The organism is Exiguobacterium sp. CH10 (assembly GCF_018617635.1).
In the GTDB taxonomy this organism is placed as follows: Bacteria; Bacillota; Bacilli; order Exiguobacteriales; family Exiguobacteriaceae; genus Exiguobacterium; species Exiguobacterium aestuarii_A.
In genome coordinates, this window is the sequence record NZ_JACSKO010000001.1 from 517510 (window position 1) to 537225 (window position 19716).

Consider the following 19716-nt stretch of genomic DNA (forward strand, 5'->3'; position numbering starts at 1 on the left):
TATGTAACACCTACACTATATACCCTGTTTTCAAAGAATGAAAAGTATCGTGCTTATGCGTAAATGCGATCGATGATGCGATGGAGTATGACGGCTTCTTCTGCTTGCCGATAGTTCGGTTCCTTTCGGCACGCTTCGAGAAACAGCTGAATTTGACGTTCATACGGATCATGCTCCGTCAAATAGGCAGGTCGTTCGTCAAACAACGCCCCATATTTTTCAGTATGTAATGTGAGCGGGAATAGACTTGCCCCAGCGTTCGTTCCCCGGCACTCGACACGCATCGTATCTTCTGCTTCGACATTGGCCATATAACTGACGTCGAGCAACAAAGAAGCACCTGTGTCGAAGGTGATCATCGCTCTCGCCGTGTCTTCGACAGACAGAGATTCGTGATCCCATTTGCCCATCAAGCCGACACCCGGACGATTCCCTAAATATTGCCCGACGTGACCGACAACCTCTTTCGGTTCCGGATAACCCATCAAGTGGAGCGCGAGATCTAACATATGGACGCCGATATCGAGTAGTGCCCCTCCGCCTTGTAGTTCCTTGTTCGTAAACACGCCCCATCCAGGAATGCCGCGTCGGCGAAGGGCAAGTGCCGTTGTTGCATAGATGTCGCCCATCTCTCCTGCGTCAATCATCCGTTTCAAGAGAACCGTGTCGGCACGGTGCCGATAATGGAATCCATAATGGAGCGTCTTCCCCGCTCGTTTCGCCGCTTCTAACATCTCCACCGCTTCATCTTCCGATATGCCCGGGGGCTTCTCACAGAGCACGTGGCATCCCGCTTCTAGTGCAAGAAGCACTTGCTCTTTATGTAAGGCGTTCGGCGTACAGATACTGACCACATCGAGCTGTTCGTGCGCGAGCATCTCTTCGACCTTCTCATAGACGTTCGGGATGTTAAACTGTCGTGCGACACGTTCCCCATTCGCCCGTGTCCGGTTCATGACCGCTACCACATCCATCCCTGCTTTTACATAATTCGGAATGTGAGCGCTCGTCGCAATCCCGCCCGTTCCGATGATTCCAATCTTCATCTAATCTCCTCCTATTCGAGTTACAGTTTCGTCATATTCCCCACCGATTCCTGTAAAACAAAAAAAGGTGACCCGTATAAAACGGGTCACCTCGGAACACTTACTTCTTGAAGTTTGTGTTTTTGATCCAGTCTTCAAGTTTGTCCTTGAGGACTGTGAATCCTGGAGCTTCTTCTTGCTTGAAGTTTGAAGATGCTTCGTTGCGGCGTGGCGCACGACGAGCTGGCTTCGCAGACTTCTCGCGTTTTGGAGCTTCTTGAGTCGCTTTCATTGAAAGCTTGATTTTTTTAGAAGCTTCGTCCACTTCAAGGATTTTCACTTCAACTTCTTGACCAACTTGAACGTAATCGTTTACGTCTTTTACGTAGTCGTGTGAGATTTCTGAAATGTGTACAAGACCTTGAGTCTCGTCATCGAGTGCTACGAAAGCACCGAAAGGTTGAATTCCTGTTACTTTACCTGTTAATACTTGATCTTTTTCGTATTTTGCCATTACAAACAACTCCTATGCTAAATTCATCAACTTACTATAACATACTTTTTTCGATAAAGTGTACAAATTAGTAAAAAAGATTATTTTCGACGTGTTGATATGTTTTAAAGTCGAAGCGCGGGGTAAATACAAATCAAGCAAGACTTCAAGTATTCCCCCCTGATTCCGCTAGGCTACTCGCCTAGCCCTTTTTTTGTTCAAAAGGTCGTGAATGGCTTTTGATGGCGAATCGGATAGACCGTTTCCCCAGCCATTTCGTTCAACATCACCGCATTTCGATAGACGGCCATCCCTAGATTCGTTGCTGCGGGGCCATGGGAATGCTCCAAGTTCGTATGTGTGAACAACTTCCCACCTAACGACTCGCTCATCACCACTTCATATGTGTCATGCACTGCCCATTCTCCCTCTTCTTCCCATACTACCGGAAGCTTATCGACCCAAGATGGGATTACCGGGCGATACCCTGTCGCCACAACGACGAGGTCGTACTCTTTCTCAATCACTTCTCCTGTATAGCGCTGCGTCCCCTTCAAACGATGCGTCAACCAGTCATAGGAAATGGATTCCACCTCGACTTGCGTCAGCATCTCTGCTCGCTTCGGCTCACCTTCTGCAGTCCTGTGATAGAGCGCCTCATAAATCGCCGTCATCGTCTCAGGGTTGACGCCATGGCGGAAACGTTCAAATGACTGAAGCAATTTCTGACGTGCTTCGTAAGGTAAGCCGTGAAAATATTCGATGTAGTCCACACTAAAAATCTCGTCCCCAATCTTTCCTGCTTCAAGTGACTCGAAATGATCAGAACGTGTGATCCAGTCGACACGTTGTTCATCCGTCGCTTCACGAAACAGATCAAGAAACACTTCTGCCGCACTCTGTCCACTGCCGACGACCGCGACGCGATAACGATCTCGAAGGACGTCCCGATAGGTCAAATACTCGCTCGTATGGATAACTTGTTCAAAACCTTCCGGCACAAACGGTTCTGCCCCAGTTCCAAGAACGACATGTGTAGCTTGAACTTGAGTCGTTTCACCGTTTGATTCGACCGTCACGAGAAAACCATTTTCCTCGATCAACACATCCGTCACCTCGTGATTGAAGTGGATGTTCGACAACCGTTCAGCGACCCAACGCAAATATCGATTGTATTCCGTCCGAGGAATCTTATCCTGTTCTTGCGTGATGAACGTCTGGAGACGGCCTGTCTCACTCAAGTAGTTTAAGAAACTCGATGGGTTAGTCGGATCCGCGAGCGACACAAGATCTTGTAAGTAATGTGTTTGCATCGTCATCCCTTCGATGAGCATCCCTTCATGCCACATCATTTCCTCCCGCTTTTCAAAGCAAATTCCACGTAATGAAGCCTTTTCCGCGAGAGCCATTAACCCAAGATTGTAAGGTCCACATCCGATTGCCACAAAGTCAACTTGTTTCATTTTCTTCACCTCGCCCGTCTTTTCCCTTTCATTATATCGCTAAAACGGCAAAAGACCCTCACGAATGAGAGTCCTTGACCGCTGTGACTTCGAATTGCTGCATGAATCGGTGGATCCGTCGAATCGCTTCTTGTAACTGTTCGAGCGACGTCGCATAGCTCGCCCGAACGAATCCTTCCCCACTCTCGCCGAAGGCGTTTCCTGGGACGACGGCGACCCGTTCTTCAAGCAAGAGACGTTCCGCAAATTCTTCACTCGTCAACCCTGTGTGTCGAATCGACGGGAAAGCATAGAAAGCCCCACCCGGCACGTGTGTCGGGAGACCTGCCTCATTTAGCGCCTGGATGAAATAGTTCCGACGTTGACGATAGCTCTTCACCATGTTCGGTACGTGTTGATGACGTGAACGAAGTGCCTCGAGTCCGCCGAATTGAACAAGCGTCGGGGCACACATCATGCCATATTGATGAACCTTCAACATTTCCCGCGTCACGACTTCAGGGGCACAGGTGAAACCGAGGCGCCATCCGGTCATCGCGAACGCTTTTGAGAAACCATTGATGACGATTGTTCGATCCCGCATATCGTGAAGTGTCGCGAAACTCGTGAACGGCTCGTCATAGCAAAGTTCTGCATAAATCTCGTCACTGACAACCCAAAGGTCATACTTGGTCGCGAGTTCTGCGATTTGCGCGAGCTCGTCGGCGTTCATCGTCGCTCCCGTCGGATTGGACGGGAAGCAGAGGAGAATCGCCTTCGTCCGCTCGGTGATCACGCGCTCGACATCATCACGGTCGAGGCGAAAACCCTTTTCAGGACGACAGGCGACAGGAACAACTTTCCCACCCGCCATCTCGATGAGCGGTCCGTAAGATACGAAGGCAGGTTCGACGACGATGACTTCATCTCCTGGGTTCAGGAGGGCACGGAATGCGATATCGAGCGCCTGTGAGGCACCTGTCGTCACAATTAATTCCGATGCCGGATCGTATTTGACTGAAAATCGTTCTTTCATATAAGTAGCAATCTCTTCACGTAATTCGATGAGTCCTGCATTGGCACTATACGCCGTATATCCTTGTTCGAGTGCGACATAGCTCGCTTCCCGAACGTTCCAAGGCGTGATGAAATCCGGTTCCCCCACCCCGAGAGAGACCACGTTTTCCATCGTTTGCGCCAAATCAAAGAAACGACGGATGCCTGATGGCTTCATCGAGACGACTTGATTGGATAATGACTTCATGGCGTGATGTTCAACCGCTTGTCTTCAGTTTGTGGGGTAAACAAAATCCCGTCGTGCTTGTACGTCTTCAATTTGAAGTGTGTCGTCGTCGATAAGACCGAGTCAAGCGGTGACAACTTGTCGGAGACGAACGAAGCTACGTCCTGAAGCGAGCTCGCTTGAATGACGACTTGAAGATCGTAAGCACCTGACATCAAATAAAGGGCCGTCACTTCCGGGAAACGATAAATACGCTCGGCCACATCATCAAATCCGCGGCCTCGTTTCGGCGCAACTTTGACGTCAATAAAGGCCGTGACATCATGCCGGTTGATTTTTTGCCAATTGACCATCGCCCGAAAACCAAGCAAAATCCCATCTTGTTTGAACTTCTCGAGCATCGACTCAATCGTCTCTTCATCGAGCGCCAACAAATCAGCCAACATCTTCGTCTCCAGATAGCCCTTTTCTTCTAACAACTCTAATAGTTCAAGTTCTTTTGATGAATACATACTTATTCTCCTTCCGTCCGACCAGGTAACACGCCTGTGAACGTTCTCTCTGTCTGCCTCACATATGGACGTCGTTCCTCTTGGACCATATGGAAATTCTTCATCCCCATGTCTGTCAGCCCATGCTTCTGACAAAAGCGGTCAAAGTAACGACGTCTCGTTTCGTCTTGTTTTGCCGATAGGTTGTCCGTTCCATTGAATGCGTAGAGAACCGTCGCGCGAGCGGGATGGGACACGGTGAACGTCTCCATGACCCTCAAGAAGAAATCCCAGTCCCAATAATTATAGACGTCTTCATCGAAGAGACCGATTGTGTCATGGATTGATTTGCGATACATCGTACCGGACGGGATAAACGTCGAGTCCTTTCGCATTCGCTCACGGTCGAAGTCATATGCGAACGGTTCCCAGTCCGTCACTACTCGACGTCCGCCTTCCCATGTAAAACGGAATAGCTCGGCATCCGTATAGACGAAGTCCGCTTCTTGAAGATCGTGCAAACCGTCCTCGAGGTGAGTCGGCATAAGCAAATCATCATCGTCTAACAGTAAGATGACGTTCCCTTTCGCTTCGAGTACGCCACGATTCCGCGCACGGACGTGATGATTCTCCCCGACTTCAATGACACGCACATCCAATTGATTCAAAAAAGGCGCCAAAATATGCTGTTTTGGCGGCCCTTCATTATTCATGACCAAGACTTCGAACTGCTGAAACGTTTGGACCGTTAAGCTTTCAAGCAGCTCCGTCAATTCCATCTCGCGCTTATAGGCTGGAATGACGATCGAGACAATCGGGTTCATCCGCGATATGCCGTCTCAACGTGTGGAAGGATTGCTTCCCAACTCACACCATTCTCTTTTGAAACGGTTACAAAGTCGCCGTATGCGAATACACTCTCGACGCCTTCGATCTCGACAAGTTTCGCAAGGAGCGGCTGATCTGTCGCTTCTCCTGCTTTCACACTTTGGCTTTTTGCGCCGAATACGTTCTCTGGAAGTGTGACTTTCATTGCATTCGGGTTTGGTGTTGGATCAATTCGTAACATTATTCTTCCTCCTTATAGTTGGCAAGATGACGACGCGAATAGTTGCTGCGCCATCTTCATGATTTCTTGTTCAGGGGGAGACTCATCGAACGCCTCAAGAAGCGTGCGGCGAATCACCTCGGTCAATTGTTCTGGGGATTCGACATAGGTCAATGCCATCATCACCTCATCGAACTCCGGTCCGTATGAACCTGTTCCATAACCGAGCGGGTCCCATGTTAATAATAAGTCTTCTGTACGCACTTGTTAAACCCTTCTTTTCGTTGAAATCCGTGTCCTACCTCATCAATCTACCTTACTTTTTGCTCGGATACCAGCCTTGACAAATGGATTCATTCGTCACGGTTTGACGAAACACTATATCTAGTATTGATCGATTCATGCAGGTATTCTGATGATCGACGTCAAATACAATACATTCGTGCCTACATATAGCATTCAAATATCCCTTTTTTGCTGATGAAGTCGAATACATTTTTTGTGAAGAAACGCGCAATTAGAATCTATAAAAATTTTTCATCTCATTTCTTCGTCTCAAATCGGGCCATAAAGCCCTTTTCGAACAAAAGCAAAAGAGCGACTCGCACATTCGCGAATGTCAAGGATTGAAAAACTAAATATAGGTGTTTTATGATTAAAAAGATTAAAATGTGTCAATATATAGTTAACAGCTATTTTGGTCGTTGACACATTATTGTGACAGGTTAGGAAGTTCTTATTATACTTTCATAACGTCTACATCTATTAAAGGAGTGATCGATTTTGACATCCCCTATCCACCACGAGACGATGCTACCAGCGGCGCCAACGCTTGCTGATGTCTCTTCTCTTATTCAATCTATCCAAACACGGTATCCTCATTTAAGTGTACAGCGTTACGAGGAACGCGCGATTCGGGCGCTCGAGACGAAGACGCTGACACAAGATGTAGTATATGACTTATTGACGATGCATGCGCTCGATATGTTGAAAGCCGAAGAACCGGACTGGACGTTCGTGGCGACAGAGATGTATTTGAACCGTCTCTATCTCGAGGCGGCACGCAATCGTGGCTATGATGCGTCGATGCGCTACGGCAACTTCCATCACTTGATCGAGACGTTGACATCAAAACGCATCTTCACTTCAGCACTAATTGATACGTATTCAAAAGAAGATATGGACCACCTCGAGACATTGATTGACCCGTCTCGCGACCGTCTCTTCACCTACATCGGACTTCGCACGTTATCGGACCGTTACCTCGGCCGCGACCATGTGAAGAACTTATACGAGCTTCCACAAGAGCGCTTCATGGTCATCGCGATGACCCTCATGCAAAAAGAGGATGAGAAAACACGCCTCAAACTCGTCGAAGAAGCGTACTGGGCGCTCTCAAACCTTTATATGACCGTCGCGACACCGACGTTATCGAACGCCGGTAAGTCATACGGTCAGCTTAGCTCTTGCTTCATCGATACAGTCGACGACTCACTTCGCGGCATTTACGACTCTAACACCGACGTGGCGACCCTTTCAAAAGGCGGTGGCGGAATCGGTGTCTATCTCGGTAAAATCCGCTCACGCGGAAGTGACATCAAAGGATTCAAAGGCGTCTCGAGCGGTGCCCTTCCTTGGATGAAACAATTGAACAACACGGCCGTCTCTGTCGACCAACTCGGCATGCGCCAAGGTTCAATCGCCGTATATCTCGACATCTGGCATAAAGATATCTTCGAATTCTTAGATGCGAAGTTGAACAACGGGGACGAGCGTCTTCGGACACATGACTTGTTCACAGGAGTCTGTTTACCGGACCTCTTCATGCGTACGGTCGAGGCACGCGGTGAATGGCACTTATTCGACCCGCATGAGATTCGCACGGTGATGGGATATAGCCTTGAGGACTACTTCGACGAAACGGAAAACGGCGGTAGCTTCACCGAAAAATACATGGAGTGCGTCAATACACCTGAGCTATCACGTGTGACTGTACCTGCTATCGACCTCGTGAAGCGTTACATGCGCTCACAGCTTGAGACAGGTACGCCGTACATGTTCTTCCGTGACGCTGTGAACCGGGCAAACCCAAACAAACACGCCGGTATGATCTATAGCTCGAACCTCTGTTCAGAAATCGCACAAAACATGTCGGCAACGACGATTGAAGAAGAGTACACACAAGACGGAAAAATCGTCATCACGAAAACACCAGGTGATTTCGTCGTCTGTAACTTGAGCTCAATCGCACTCGCCCGTGCGGTGAAAGCGGACGTGCTCGAACGCCTAATCCCGATTCAAATGCGTATGCTCGACAACGTCATCGACTTGAACACCATTGAAGTGCCACAGGCGATGATCACGAACCAGAAGTATCGTGCGGTCGGTCTCGGCACATTCGGATGGCATCATTTGCTTGCCCTCGAAGGAATCCGCTGGGAATCGGTCGACGCCGTTCAATACGCAGAGAAACTTTATGAGAAGATTGCTTACCTCACGATTCAAGCTTCGATGGAACTCGCGAAGGAGAAAGGCGCGTTCGGCGTCTTCGAAGGATCGGAATGGCATACAGGGGAATACTTCAAGCGCCGGAACTATCGCTCGCACGATGATTTGGATTGGGATGGTCTCGCAGAAGCCGTCCACCAAAACGGTGTCCGTAACGCCTATATGATGGCTGTGGCACCGAACTCGTCGACTGCTATCATCGCGGGTAGTACCGCTTCGATTGACCCGGTCTATAAGAAAGTCTACTCAGAAGAGAAGAAGAACTATAAGATTCCAGTCACGGTGCCAGATTTGACACCTGAGACGAACTGGTTCTATAAATCAGCTTTCGAAGTCGATCAACTATGGAGCATCCGTCAAAACGCATCGCGTCAACGTCACATTGACCAGGCAATCAGCTTCAACTTGTACGTGAAGAACGATGTGAAAGCGACAGAGCTTCTCGCGATGCACTTAGAAGCTTGGTCTCTCGGTATGAAATCGATTTATTACACACGTTCAACGACCGTTGAAGTAGATGAATGTGAGTCTTGTGCTTCATAACTTGTTCGATTCATCATTAGTCCGTTTTTAATGAAAGGTGGTTAACGACATGAACATTGCAATCATTTGTCATTCGATGAGCGGAAACACGGAAGAAGTGGCGACGCTCATCGAGTCGACCCACCATCATCGTGGTGACCACGTTGTCCGCTACGACGCGGATCGGGTCGGATATCGGGAAGCCCAGTCTCTCGCGTCATGTGACCTCGTCTATTTCGGGTCTTACACATGGGCAGACGGCATCTTGCCGGATGAAATGAAGGACACGTTCCGTCTCGTGCTGAAAGAATTGAATGTACCGATTCGTCAGGCAGCCGTATTCGGAACAGGTGATAAAATGTTTGTTCACTTCTGTCGAGCGGTCGATGAGATGGCGTACCACCTTTCAAAATACGGAATCCCACTAGCCGGTGAACTGCTTAAAATCGAGCAGTCGCCTCGCAACCAACCGTTCAACGTCCAGCACTGGGCAGAACGGATGGCTCAGAATGTAGAAGAAGGAGTCATGCACCATGTCGATTCAGAAAATCAAATTATTGTCGCCCAAACATCCTAACCGGGCAACCGCCATCATCGGTGGCGAAACAAGCTCAATCGTGAACTGGAACGATATCGCATATCCTCAGTTTTATACGATTTATAAGCAGTTGCTTTCAAACTTTTGGATCCCAGATGAGATTTCGATGTCGAAAGACATGCAACAGTGGCCGCAACTAACGGAACGTGAACAAGACGCGTTCAAACGGATCATCGGACTATTATCGATTCTCGACTCTGTCCAGACACGATACATCCTCGAGTCGTCGATGTTCTCGTCAGACTCATCCGTGCACGCCGTACTTGCCGTCATCGCGCAACAGGAAGTCGTACACAATCAATCGTACAGTTACGTTTTATCAAGCCTTGTCCCACTCGCTGAACAAAATCGTATTTTTGATATTGCGAAAGATGACGAGATGGTCATGAAACGTAACCAATTCATCCTGGACTTATATGAAGAGTTCCGCGACACGCCAAACGCAGAGAATTTCGCAAAATCACTTGTAGCCTCGGTCATTTTGGAAGGCATCAACTTCTATTCTGGCTTCGCCTACTTCTATAACTTGGCCCGTCATCAAAAAATGGTCGGGACGTCAACGATGATCAGTTATATCCAGCGTGACGAGATGCAACATTCTTACTTCATCAGCCAGTTGCTCCGTGCCGTTTTGACTGAAAATCCAAAGATTGATGCGGATGGACAGTTCAGCCAATTCGTATACGATACGATGGCAGAGGCCGTCGACCTTGAGATTGAGTGGTGTGAATACGTCCTTCGCGACCTCGATGGACTCGACGTCAGTGAGATGCGTGACTACGTCAAATACTTGGCAAACAAACGCTTACGTGTAATCGGTCTGAACGATTTGTACGAAGGATATGACGAAGATGTCATGCCTTGGATTCGTGCATACTCAGACGACTCGCTCAACGCAACAAAATCTGATTTCTTCGAACAAAAATCGCGTTCGTATGCGAAAGTGACAGACGCCAACGGTTTCGACGATTTGTAAGATACGCGATCAACCGAACCTTTACATGGTTCGGTTTTTTTGTTGCATCAAAAAAACCTTAGACACGTTCGTCTAAGGTTTTTCGAATTAATGATAAGTTTGTACGTATTTAGCGATTCCTTCCGCAACACCCTCTGCCATACGTTGGCGGGATGCGTCACTGCGAAGATACGTCAAATCCGTTGGAGAAGAGATGAATCCGAGCTCTACGAGAGCTGATGGCATCGTATTATACGTAATGACGTAATAGTTTGCCGTCTTAACGCCTCGGTTTGACATCCCACTCATCTTTCCGACTAGGTTGCTTTGAATGTTCGAGGCCAACACGCTACTACGTGCACTGTGGGCCGAACGTGTCGAATAGAATGTTTCCAATCCTTTTGCCGCTGACGAACCTGCTGCGTTGACGTGCATACTCACGAATAAGTCACCACGCAACGACTTCGCTGCAGCGACACGTTGATCAAGTGTCAAGTAAACGTCTGTCGAACGTGTCAGACGAACTGTATAGCCGTATTTCGAACGAAGGTAGGCTTCCACACGTTGTGATACATCTAATACAATCGTCTTTTCATAGAGCGAACCGTTCAGTGCCCCTGGGTCTTTCCCGCCATGTCCAGGATCAAGAACGATGACAGCTCCAGAAGATTCACTCGGTTTCGATGCTGTGACGAAAGCTGAAGAAACGTAAGCATCTTTTCCATTGTATTTGATTTTGTGGAAACCATTTACCGTCCCATAATGAGCGACAGCCGTGCCATGATCGAGTTTCCCTACTACGCTTGAGTTAAGACTCGCTTGAGAACGAACATTCAACACATCACCTGGCGTGTTAATATATACCGTTCCTTTCGGTGCCGCTTCAGGCTCAGCCGGAGCTTTCCCAGCAGTCAACCATGAGCTTGCCGTGTAGTAGACTTTCGACCCGATGTGAACCGTCGACCAGCTTCCATTATACGATTTGTATGATACAGCTGTGTATTTCGGAAGCACAAGTTGCACTGGCGAACTTTGATGCGTTCTTCCGAACAAGTTGACGTTTCGGTTAGCATATCCCTGAGTCAATCCGTCGTTTGGTTCCGTTGTTGTAGGTGGTTGTGTTTCCGTTTTAGAAGTTGAGATCCAAGCTGTCGGTGTATAATATGTCGCATTCCCGATATACACGGTCGACCAACTTGAATTGTACTTACTTGAAACGACTGCAGTATTGATTGGCAATACTTTCGCTACGCTAGAACTTTGGCTTCGCATCACAAAAAGTTTTAACTCTCGGTTTGCGTATCCATTCTCTTTGACAATCTGTGGTTTGAGCGATCCAGGCGTAATCCACGCTGTCGGCGTATAGTATGTCGCGTTTCCGATATACACGGTCGACCAGCTCGAGTTGTATTTGCTCGAAGTGACGACTGTATGTTTCGGTAACACCTTCTGCACAGCTGAACTTTGACTCCGCATCGCAAACAGTTTCATTTCACGGTTTGCGTAACCTTCCGTTCGGTTCACTGTTGCATCTGTCAATTTTGGTGCAATGTACATCTTCGCAGCATAGTATGTCTTTCCGTTCAAATAGACTTTCGCCCACGAAGAGTTATGAACGGCATACTTGACTTCTGTCCCTTTTTTCAACGTCGTGACAATGCTGGCTGCACGATGTGATGTGACACGGATGTTTAAGTTTTCGGTTGTCACACCTGTTGAAGTTGCTGACTGAGTCGTCAACGAACTCGAAGGAGAAGAAAGTTTGCGGATGTATTGAGCCGATGCATAATATGTACGACTATCGACATACACTTTATGCCAGGACTGATTATACGTCCCGTATTTCACTTTCGTGCCTTTCGGCAATGTCTTGACGACTGTCCCGCTCAAACTTGGTGTTGAACGAATATTCAAATTCACAGTCGTCTCCCCATCGTACGTTGCGGCTTCAACTGAAGGAAGTTGCATTCCAAATAAGAGAACCGTTAAGATGAGTGCGATTTTTACAAGCTTCATTTTCATCCAAAATATTCCTTTCTTCTAGCGGCATTTCCTACTAACAACAACTTCATATTAGCATAATGCTTTTTTAAAAAAAGTAAATATTTGAAAAAAAGATGAATGTTTTTGATAAAAAGGTAAATGTTTTTATTGTTGGGGTTTGATGACTAAGAATTGATGATTTTCGTAAGTTTCTTCTACAATATGAAAGGTTTCAGGAATCCGATATTCATAACCATCTTCATATAAAAGACCATCTTTTGATTGTTGAATCACAAATCCATCAAGTCCCTCAATATGAGCAATTTTCAAAAAACGTTCGACGTGTTTCTCTCTCTCCATATATCGGTCAAACCGCTCAAAAGGTTTAGGATCAATCCCACCCCAATAGCGTCCAGACTGATACGTGACGTAGGTTCTGACGGAAGTTTCCGTAATCGGATCCGGTGTATGATCGAAACGCCCAAAGTCACGGGTCGATTTTTCATCAATTAATGCATACAATGAGTCAAACAATTCATAGTTGCACTGTTCCCCTAAAGAAATCACAGCACGTTGCAGTTGCTCGATATGAAGCTGTAACGACTCTCCTTGGCGATTTGGCTTCAGCTTTTTATCTCCTTCGTAAGCATTCAATATCCTCGCCACTTCGCCGGCCTCTTCTACGATTTGAAAATATAACTGTTCTTTCGTCACTTCTCTTACATCCGCTTCTTGTTGTTGAAGTGAGATGGCATACTGGTTCGCGAGACACGTGGAAATGACGAGCACATCGAGCAGTTCTTCTTTTAGCTCCTCCGCTGACTCTCTCCGCATCGCCCCTCCCACTTCTCCTACTTCTTCTAATAATCGTGCCAGCCCCGATAACGGTCTCCAGTAACCTCCCAAATGAAGAATCATCGTATCAATTTTTTGTTGAATCTCTCTCATGTTCATTCACCTATCTTTCTGCTTTATTTACCGTCTACATGATATACTATGCTCAATCTAACTGTCCGGAAAGGGTGGGTTTTTCATGTCTTCGGTAAGACTTTGGCAACTGCTTCGGTTCGTACTTGTCGTAATCGGCTTATTTTTGATTACATGGGTACTGAACATCCTCTTCGAATATACGTATCCTTTCGTGTTTGCCCTACTCTTATCACTCTTGACCGTTCCACTCGTCAATTTTTTCGAACGAAAAACCAACATGCCGCGTGCACTCGGGACACTGATCTCGTTGTTGATCGTCCTCAGTATCGTCGTCGGCATCATCACCATCGTCATCATCCAATTGATTCATTATGCGACAATCGCAGCGGAGCGACTTCCTGAACAAATCCAAACGTTCACTGAATATGTCCAGCGCTTGTTCAACGAAAAGATTGCACCACTCGTCAACGATGCGTACGAGAGCTATCAACAATTGAATCCTGGACAGACGACTTCATTAGAAGGCGGCATCACAGAGCTCGGTGTCCAACTCGCGGCCGCAATCGGTGTTTTATCCCGTGGTGTGGCAAGTGTCCTACAAGGCATGTTGGCAGCACTCCCACTCGTCCTGCTGCTTGTCGTCGTCATTGTGCTCGCCTGGTTCTTTATTACGAAAGACTGGCCCTCATACGTGACGTCTCTAAATCGCCTGAATAAACGCAAAGGTTTTAAAGAGTTCGAGGAAGTCATGATCAACCTGAAGTCCGCTTTATTCGGTTACGTCCGAGCACAACTGACGCTCATTTCCATCACCTTCGGAATCGTGCTGGTCGGTATGTTCATTCTCCGAGTCGACAATCCGCTCTCATTCGCTTTACTCGCAGGGTTCTTCGACCTTTTACCTTATTTAGGTGTCGGTACACTACTCATTCCGTGGGCCGCCTATGCCGCAGTATCGGGCGATTGGTTCGTCGCCATCGGATTGATTGTCCTATACATCATCGTCATCGTTCAACGAAACTTGGCTGAACCGAAGATTGTTGGTTCCCACATCGGGTTGAATCCGCTTGCCGCACTCATCTCGATTTTTGTCGGTCTAAAACTATTCGGTGTATTCGGCTTCATCTTAGGTCCCGTACTCGCCGTACTACTAAAGGCTGTATACAACGCTAAAGTCTTTCATTATATGTGGCGGTTCATCATCGGTCCGTCTGCCACGACAGCAAAAGAGCGATGAAATCAACATTTCATCGCTCTTCTTTCATTTGAGGTACAGCTACTTTCGGCTCATTCGCTTCAGCCGGGTGTAACGAAAGACCACTCGTCCCCGCTTCATAGGCGGCTACTGCTAAGATGCAAGCATCAATAATGTCATCGATTTGGACGTTCGACATTTTCCATTTCCACGGAGTGCTTTTCGAGTATTTTCGAAGTAACTCGATTCGTTCATCCTGCCCTTCGACTGTCTTTTTCGAATGACTTGCCTCATGCCCCATCATGACCGAGAAGCATACTTCTGGGTGAGATTCATAAACGTCCTCCGCTAACACATGCTGGAACTCACGGATACGCGGAACCAAATGCCAAGCCTGTTTGCTAATCCCTTTATCGATCAACAATCGACTTCGTTTGTTCGCTTCCTCATATGTCGCTTCATGAAGCACTTCTTGAATCGGCGGGGTGAAGACGGACGATTTCCGCTCGCCGAGTTGGCTCCGCATCCATGCGTCACACGCTCGACTCGGATGGTCGACCGTCCCTAAATCTTTCGGCATATCCACGAAATGCATCGCACCGTCAATGAGCAACTCCTCTAGCGTTTCTGAAATCGTCAAACATAAGGAAATGCTATCGTATGTGATGCGCACCCAGCCTCCGCGTGCGCCGTCAATTCCTACTCCTACCATGTCTTACCTCCTGTAACATCATCAACACGCCGAACACGGCGAAAAATACTGTACATCCTAACCAGATCCGGTTCGGCCAAACCGTATACGCAAAGCCACACAGAATCGCCAAACCGATCAAGAGGAGCGCTCTTAGCGCTCCCACGTTTCAATCATCCGTGCAAGCGTTCGGACCATGACACCAGTCGGGCCTTTCGGGCCGAGGTCGTTCGCTGCCGCACGTTCGCTCGTTCCTGCGATATCGAGGTGAAGCCACGGTGTATCGCCGACAAACTCGCCGACAAATGCTCCACCGAAAATCATGTGACCGAACCGACCAGGTGAGTTGTTCAAGTCGGCTACTTCTGATTTTCTCACTTTGTCGATGAACACATCAAAGTATGGCATTTGCCAAACGAGCTCATTCGTCTCGCGACTCGCTTCTTCGAGTGAGCGATAGAGGGTATCATCGTTCGTCAGACATCCCGTCACGTCCGTACCGAGCGCGACGAGTACGCCACCTGTAAGTGTAGCCACATCGATGATTGCTGTTGGCTCATACGTTTTCGCGAACGTGACAGCATCCGCTAGAACGAGGCGCCCTTCCGCATCTGTGTTGAGTACTTCGATTGTTTTGCCGTTCATCGCCGTGATGACATCATCCGGCTTGAAGGCATCGCCTGAAATCATGTTGTCTGTTGCACCGATGATTCCGATGACGTTTTTATTCGGTCGTGTGCGTCCGAGTGTCTCGAATAGTCCAAGGACAGTAGCCGCACCACCCATATCGCCTTTCATTCCGACGATGCCGTCTTTCGGCTTGATTGAATAGCCACCTGTATCGAACGTGACGCCTTTTCCGACAACCGCAATCGGAGCTTCTTCCTCTGCACCACGATATTCCAACACGATCAATTTCGGCGGGATCGTCGAGCCTTGGTTTACGGCGAGGAGTGCACCCATTCCGAGCCCTTCCATTTCTTCTTTTTCTAACACTCGGTATTTGAAATCATGACGTTTCGCTAATTCTACCGCATAATCCGCCAACGTCTCTGCTGTCAAAATATTAGCCGGCATCATCGTCAACGTTCGGGCGACATTGACCCCTTTCCCATAAGCGACACCTGCATCGATGTCTTCTTGTGACACATCCCCAAGAAGTGTGATGTTTGGCTCTTCGACCGTTTGTTTCGGCTCTGACTTGTATGTAGGATGAGCATACGTCGCCATTTCAAATGCTTCTGCGAAAATGCGAGCCGCGTCGTTTGTGAACGTGTCGAGTGCGACTGCAACGTCCTTTAATCCACGCGCGTAGACGAGCTTCGCCACTTTCCCGAACCAGTTCCGTACATTCTCTGTCGTGATGTCGTTTCGTTGTCCAAGTCCGACAAACAAGACGCGTGCCGTTTCCCCGGCGAACGTCGGCAATAACGTCACTTCTCCTGTTTTCGTCGAAAGGTCTCCTGATTGAATGAGTGCTTTCACTCGTCCACCGAACAATGTGTCGAGCCCTTCGTCGATCGAATCGGCCGCACCGATTCCAACAATCATCGTGTCATATGAATCTGTCCAATTTAATTGAGCAATTTGATACATCTTGCCACTTCCCTTCTTTATATATGGTAAGCATAGCGAACTTCTCCAAAATAATGAAATAGTATGCGTAAGAGTCAAGAAATCTTCGAATTCGTGGGCTATCTCCTCGTTGTGACGTTGTTTTATTTTATGATAGGATAAGAAAGTACGCAATCGGGCTTCTCTTCATCGTGAAGTGAGGCCAATTTGACTGGTCGAGGCTTCCCCTAGTCGTAGACCGTTGCTACTTTAACTTTCTTCGTTCTCGTTAATTCTTTTTTCTTTTCGGGTATGAAGTAACGAGGCAGGAAAGTACACTATTTCTTTGAAAAGAGGGACTACGCTTATGTCACACATTAAAGGTATTGGTGCATCTGCAGGGATTGCAGTTGCAAAAGCATTCGTCATGGAGACACCTTCATTCGATATCCCAACACACAAGATTGAAGATGTCGCTGCAGAAAAGGCACGTTTCCAAGATGCAATCGCACAATCTAAAACGGAGCTTGAAGAAATCCGCGAGCACACGCTTCGTGAACTTGGTCCAGACAAAGCCGAGATTTTCTCAGCTCACCTTTTAATCGTTGAGGATCCAGAAATCGTTTCGCAAGTGAACGATAAAATTGAAAGCGAAAACATGAACGCTGCGAAAGCACTTGATGAAGTCGCACAGACGATGATCATGATTTTCGAATCGATGGACAACGAATACATGCGCGAACGTGCAGCTGACGTTCGTGACGTGACAAAACGTGTTTTGGCACACATTCTTGGGGTGACATTCGTGACACCTGCATCGATCTCAGAAGAAGTGATCATCATCGCTGAAGACTTGACGCCTTCAGACACGGCACAACTCAACCGTAAATACGTCAAAGGGTTCGCGACAAACATCGGTGGACGTACATCACACTCTGCCATCATGTCACGTTCACTCGAAATTCCAGCGGTCGTTGGTACGAAAGTGGCCCTTGAAGAAATCAAAAACGGTGACCTCGTCATCATCGACGGTACGGAAGGTGACGTGTTCGTCAACCCTTCTGAAGACCTCGTCAAAGAGTACGAAGGCAAACGTGCTGATTTCGAAGCTTACAAAGAAGAGTTGAAGCAACTCGTCAACGAAGAGTCTGTCACTGCTGACGGTCATAAAGTGAAGCTTGCAGCGAACATCGGAACGCCAAACGACTTAGAAGGCGTCTTGAAAAACGGTTCAGATGCAATCGGTCTTTATCGTACAGAGTTCTTATACATGGACTCTGAAACATTCCCGACAGAAGAAGAGCAATACACAGCATACAAAACGGTTCTTGAAGGTATGGAAGGCAAGCAAGTTGTCATCCGTACACTCGATATCGGTGGCGACAAAGAATTGTCTTACCTCGACCTCCCGAAAGAGATGAACCCGTTCCTCGGCTATCGTGCGATTCGCCTTTGCCTCGAGGAAACAGATTTGTTCCGCACACAACTTCGTGCCCTTCTCCGCGCATCAGCTCACGGTAACCTCGCAATCATGTTCCCAATGATTGCGACACTTGAGGAGTTCCGCGCAGCGAAAGCTATTCTTCTTGAAGAAGAAGCGAAGTTGAAAGAAGAAGGAATCGAAGTCGGTCAATACGAAACAGGGATGATGGTTGAAATTCCATCGACAGCTGTCATGGCGAAACAATTCGCAAAAGAAGTCGACTTCTTCTCAGTCGGTACAAACGACTTGATTCAATACACGATGGCGGCTGACCGCATGAACGAAAAAGTATCTTACTTGTACCAACCGTTCAACCCTGCCATCTTGAACCTTCTCCATAACGTCATCACAGAAGCACACAAAGCTGGCAAATGGGTCGGCATGTGTGGAGAGATGGCTGGAGAAGAACTCGCGATTCCAATCCTTCTCGGTCTTGGACTCGATGAATTCTCGATGTCAGCTTCAAGCGTCCTCCGTGCACGTAGCCTCGTGAAACGCTTGACGAAGACAGAAACAGAATCGATTGTCAACGAAGTCCTCAACATGGACACAGCTGAAGAAGTCGTGAACTTCCTTAGCGAAAAGTTTGACATTAAAAAGTAACGTCAAAAGTCCTTCTCTCGAGCGAGAGAAGGACTTTTTTTACATACTATTTAAAAATCGAAGTCGTCCGGGTCTGGACCGACACGTTTATGTTGGTCGAGTGCGTCGATCCGTTCCATTTGTTCTTTGCTCAATTCAAAATCATGCAGGCTGAAGTTTTCTTCGATTCGATGCGATTTGACCGACTTCGGAATGATGACCCACCCTGTCTGAAGGTGCCAGCGCAATATCACTTGAGCGACAGAACGCTCCACTTCTTTCGCGATTGTAACTAACGTAGGCTGTTCGAACAATCCACCTTGCATGAGCGGTGCCCAAGCAACCGGTACGATGCCGTGCTCAGTCATATACGATGCTAATTCCGTTTGACGAAGCAGCGGATGCCGCTCGACTTGGTTCACGGCTGGAACGAGCTCACTGTTTGCAGCCAATGTCTCAAGGTGATGAATCTGGAAGTTGCTCACACCGACCGCTCCGACACGTCCTTCGCGATACAATTGTTCAAGGGCGCGCCAAGAGTCAACAATTTTGTCTTCCACCGGCCAGTGAATCAAATACAAATCCAATTGTTCTAAGCCGAGGCGTTCGAGTGAAGCTTCATACGCAGCGAGGGCTGATTCATACCCTTGATCGGCATTCCAAAGTTTTGAGGTGATGAACAAATCATCCCGGGAAATATTCGCCATCTCCATTCCTTTTCGAATTCCGATTCCGACACCTTCCTCGTTCTCATAAACAGCTGCCGTATCGATGTGGCGGTATCCTTGACGAATCGCTTCCACGACAGCATCGATGACCGTATCTCCGTCCTCTACTTTAAAGACGCCAAGTCCGATGGTAGGAATGGCTTTCTGACCGTGATTCAACTCTATAGATTGTTTCATTTGTACCCCTTCTTTCGTGAGAATTCTTCTTCACTATAAAGGGGATTCTCACTTTCCGGAATAAGGCA

General features: G+C 47.7%; 18 protein-coding genes. 5 read left to right on the plus strand and 13 right to left on the minus strand.

The genetic code is table 11. The features are described from left to right. Nucleotides 1–53 precede the first annotated feature (53 nt). From KNP04_RS02695 to KNP04_RS02730, 8 genes are all read right to left on the minus strand, one after another. A complete protein-coding gene (locus KNP04_RS02695) occupies nt 54–1046 on the minus strand; it encodes a Gfo/Idh/MocA family protein (RefSeq protein ID WP_214874583.1) in 993 nt (330 codons plus the stop codon). A gap of 100 nt (nt 1047–1146) precedes the next feature. Beyond that, nucleotides 1147–1539 (minus strand): S1 domain-containing post-transcriptional regulator GSP13, encoded by a 393-nt coding sequence (yugI, locus tag KNP04_RS02700; protein ID WP_074033496.1) that lies wholly within the window; start codon nt 1537–1539, stop codon nt 1147–1149. A gap of 197 nt (nt 1540–1736) precedes the next feature. Then, complete coding sequence (locus tag KNP04_RS02705; RefSeq protein WP_214874584.1) at nt 1737–2981, minus strand: lysine N(6)-hydroxylase/L-ornithine N(5)-oxygenase family protein; 1245 nt, start codon at nt 2979–2981, stop codon at nt 1737–1739. 58 nt (nt 2982–3039) lie between these two features. Continuing rightward, a complete protein-coding gene (locus tag KNP04_RS02710; RefSeq protein WP_214782077.1) occupies nt 3040–4224 on the minus strand; it encodes an aminotransferase in 1185 nt (394 codons plus the stop codon). Beyond that, nucleotides 4221–4715, minus strand: coding sequence for an Lrp/AsnC family transcriptional regulator (locus KNP04_RS02715; protein ID WP_074033499.1), 495 nt, complete (start codon nt 4713–4715; stop codon nt 4221–4223). The genes KNP04_RS02710 and KNP04_RS02715 overlap by 4 nt, the downstream gene beginning before the upstream one ends. Nucleotides 4716–4717: 2 nt before the next feature. After that, on the minus strand, nt 4718–5518 hold the full coding sequence (locus KNP04_RS02720; protein WP_214874585.1) for a glycosyltransferase family 2 protein: 801 nt from the start codon (nt 5516–5518) through the stop codon (nt 4718–4720). Continuing rightward, nucleotides 5515–5763, minus strand: coding sequence for a NifU N-terminal domain-containing protein (locus KNP04_RS02725; protein ID WP_012726804.1), 249 nt, complete (start codon nt 5761–5763; stop codon nt 5515–5517). Before KNP04_RS02725 ends, KNP04_RS02720 begins: the two co-directional genes overlap by 4 nt. A gap of 12 nt (nt 5764–5775) precedes the next feature. Then, the gene (locus tag KNP04_RS02730; protein WP_214874586.1) at nt 5776–6006 is read right to left on the minus strand and encodes a DUF1871 family protein; all 231 of its coding nucleotides are present in this window, start codon (nt 6004–6006) and stop codon (nt 5776–5778) included. Between the two features lie 546 nt (nt 6007–6552). Between KNP04_RS02730 and KNP04_RS02735 the strand changes: the two genes are divergently transcribed. The 3 genes from KNP04_RS02735 to KNP04_RS02745 are packed head-to-tail and all read left to right on the plus strand — an operon-like array spanning nt 6553 to nt 10346. Continuing rightward, complete coding sequence (locus KNP04_RS02735; RefSeq protein WP_214694010.1) at nt 6553–8793, plus strand: ribonucleoside-diphosphate reductase subunit alpha; 2241 nt, start codon at nt 6553–6555, stop codon at nt 8791–8793. 49 nt (nt 8794–8842) lie between these two features. Beyond that, nucleotides 8843–9349 (plus strand): flavodoxin domain-containing protein, encoded by a 507-nt coding sequence (locus KNP04_RS02740; RefSeq protein ID WP_214693399.1) that lies wholly within the window; start codon nt 8843–8845, stop codon nt 9347–9349. Beyond that, nucleotides 9306–10346, plus strand: coding sequence for a ribonucleotide-diphosphate reductase subunit beta (locus KNP04_RS02745; RefSeq protein WP_074033504.1), 1041 nt, complete (start codon nt 9306–9308; stop codon nt 10344–10346). Before KNP04_RS02740 ends, KNP04_RS02745 begins: the two co-directional genes overlap by 44 nt. 87 nt (nt 10347–10433) lie before the next feature. On the opposite strand, the gene KNP04_RS02750 is transcribed toward KNP04_RS02745, so the two are convergent. After that, the gene (locus KNP04_RS02750) at nt 10434–12341 is read right to left on the minus strand and encodes an N-acetylmuramoyl-L-alanine amidase family protein (protein WP_251129810.1); all 1908 of its coding nucleotides are present in this window, start codon (nt 12339–12341) and stop codon (nt 10434–10436) included. Nucleotides 12342–12473: 132 nt separating this feature from the next. Beyond that, nucleotides 12474–13256, minus strand: a complete 783-nt coding sequence (locus KNP04_RS02755; RefSeq protein ID WP_251129811.1) for a MazG nucleotide pyrophosphohydrolase domain-containing protein — start codon at nt 13254–13256, stop codon at nt 12474–12476. Between the two features lie 85 nt (nt 13257–13341). Here KNP04_RS02755 and ytvI point away from each other — a divergent pair, with 85 nt between their 5' ends. Then, on the plus strand, nt 13342–14475 hold the full coding sequence (gene ytvI / locus KNP04_RS02760; RefSeq protein WP_214874589.1) for a sporulation integral membrane protein YtvI: 1134 nt from the start codon (nt 13342–13344) through the stop codon (nt 14473–14475). A gap of 10 nt (nt 14476–14485) precedes the next feature. On the opposite strand, the gene KNP04_RS02765 is transcribed toward ytvI, so the two are convergent. Both KNP04_RS02765 and KNP04_RS02770 read right to left on the minus strand, forming a co-directional pair. Continuing rightward, a complete protein-coding gene (locus KNP04_RS02765) occupies nt 14486–15145 on the minus strand; it encodes a DUF429 domain-containing protein (protein ID WP_214874590.1) in 660 nt (219 codons plus the stop codon). A 132-nt stretch (nt 15146–15277) separates the two neighbouring features. Beyond that, nucleotides 15278–16720 carry a leucyl aminopeptidase gene (locus KNP04_RS02770; RefSeq protein WP_214874591.1) on the minus strand — a complete coding sequence of 481 codons (1443 nt, stop codon included), beginning with the start codon at nt 16718–16720 and terminating at the stop codon, nt 15278–15280. 325 nt (nt 16721–17045) lie between these two features. Here KNP04_RS02770 and ptsP point away from each other — a divergent pair, with 325 nt between their 5' ends. Further along, nucleotides 17046–18764, plus strand: coding sequence for a phosphoenolpyruvate--protein phosphotransferase (gene ptsP, locus KNP04_RS02775; RefSeq protein ID WP_074033510.1), 1719 nt, complete (start codon nt 17046–17048; stop codon nt 18762–18764). Nucleotides 18765–18814: 50 nt separating this feature from the next. Here the strand turns inward: ptsP and KNP04_RS02780 are convergent, their stop codons facing one another. Next, the gene (locus KNP04_RS02780) at nt 18815–19648 is read right to left on the minus strand and encodes an aldo/keto reductase (protein ID WP_214874592.1); all 834 of its coding nucleotides are present in this window, start codon (nt 19646–19648) and stop codon (nt 18815–18817) included. Nucleotides 19649–19716 lie beyond the last annotated feature (68 nt).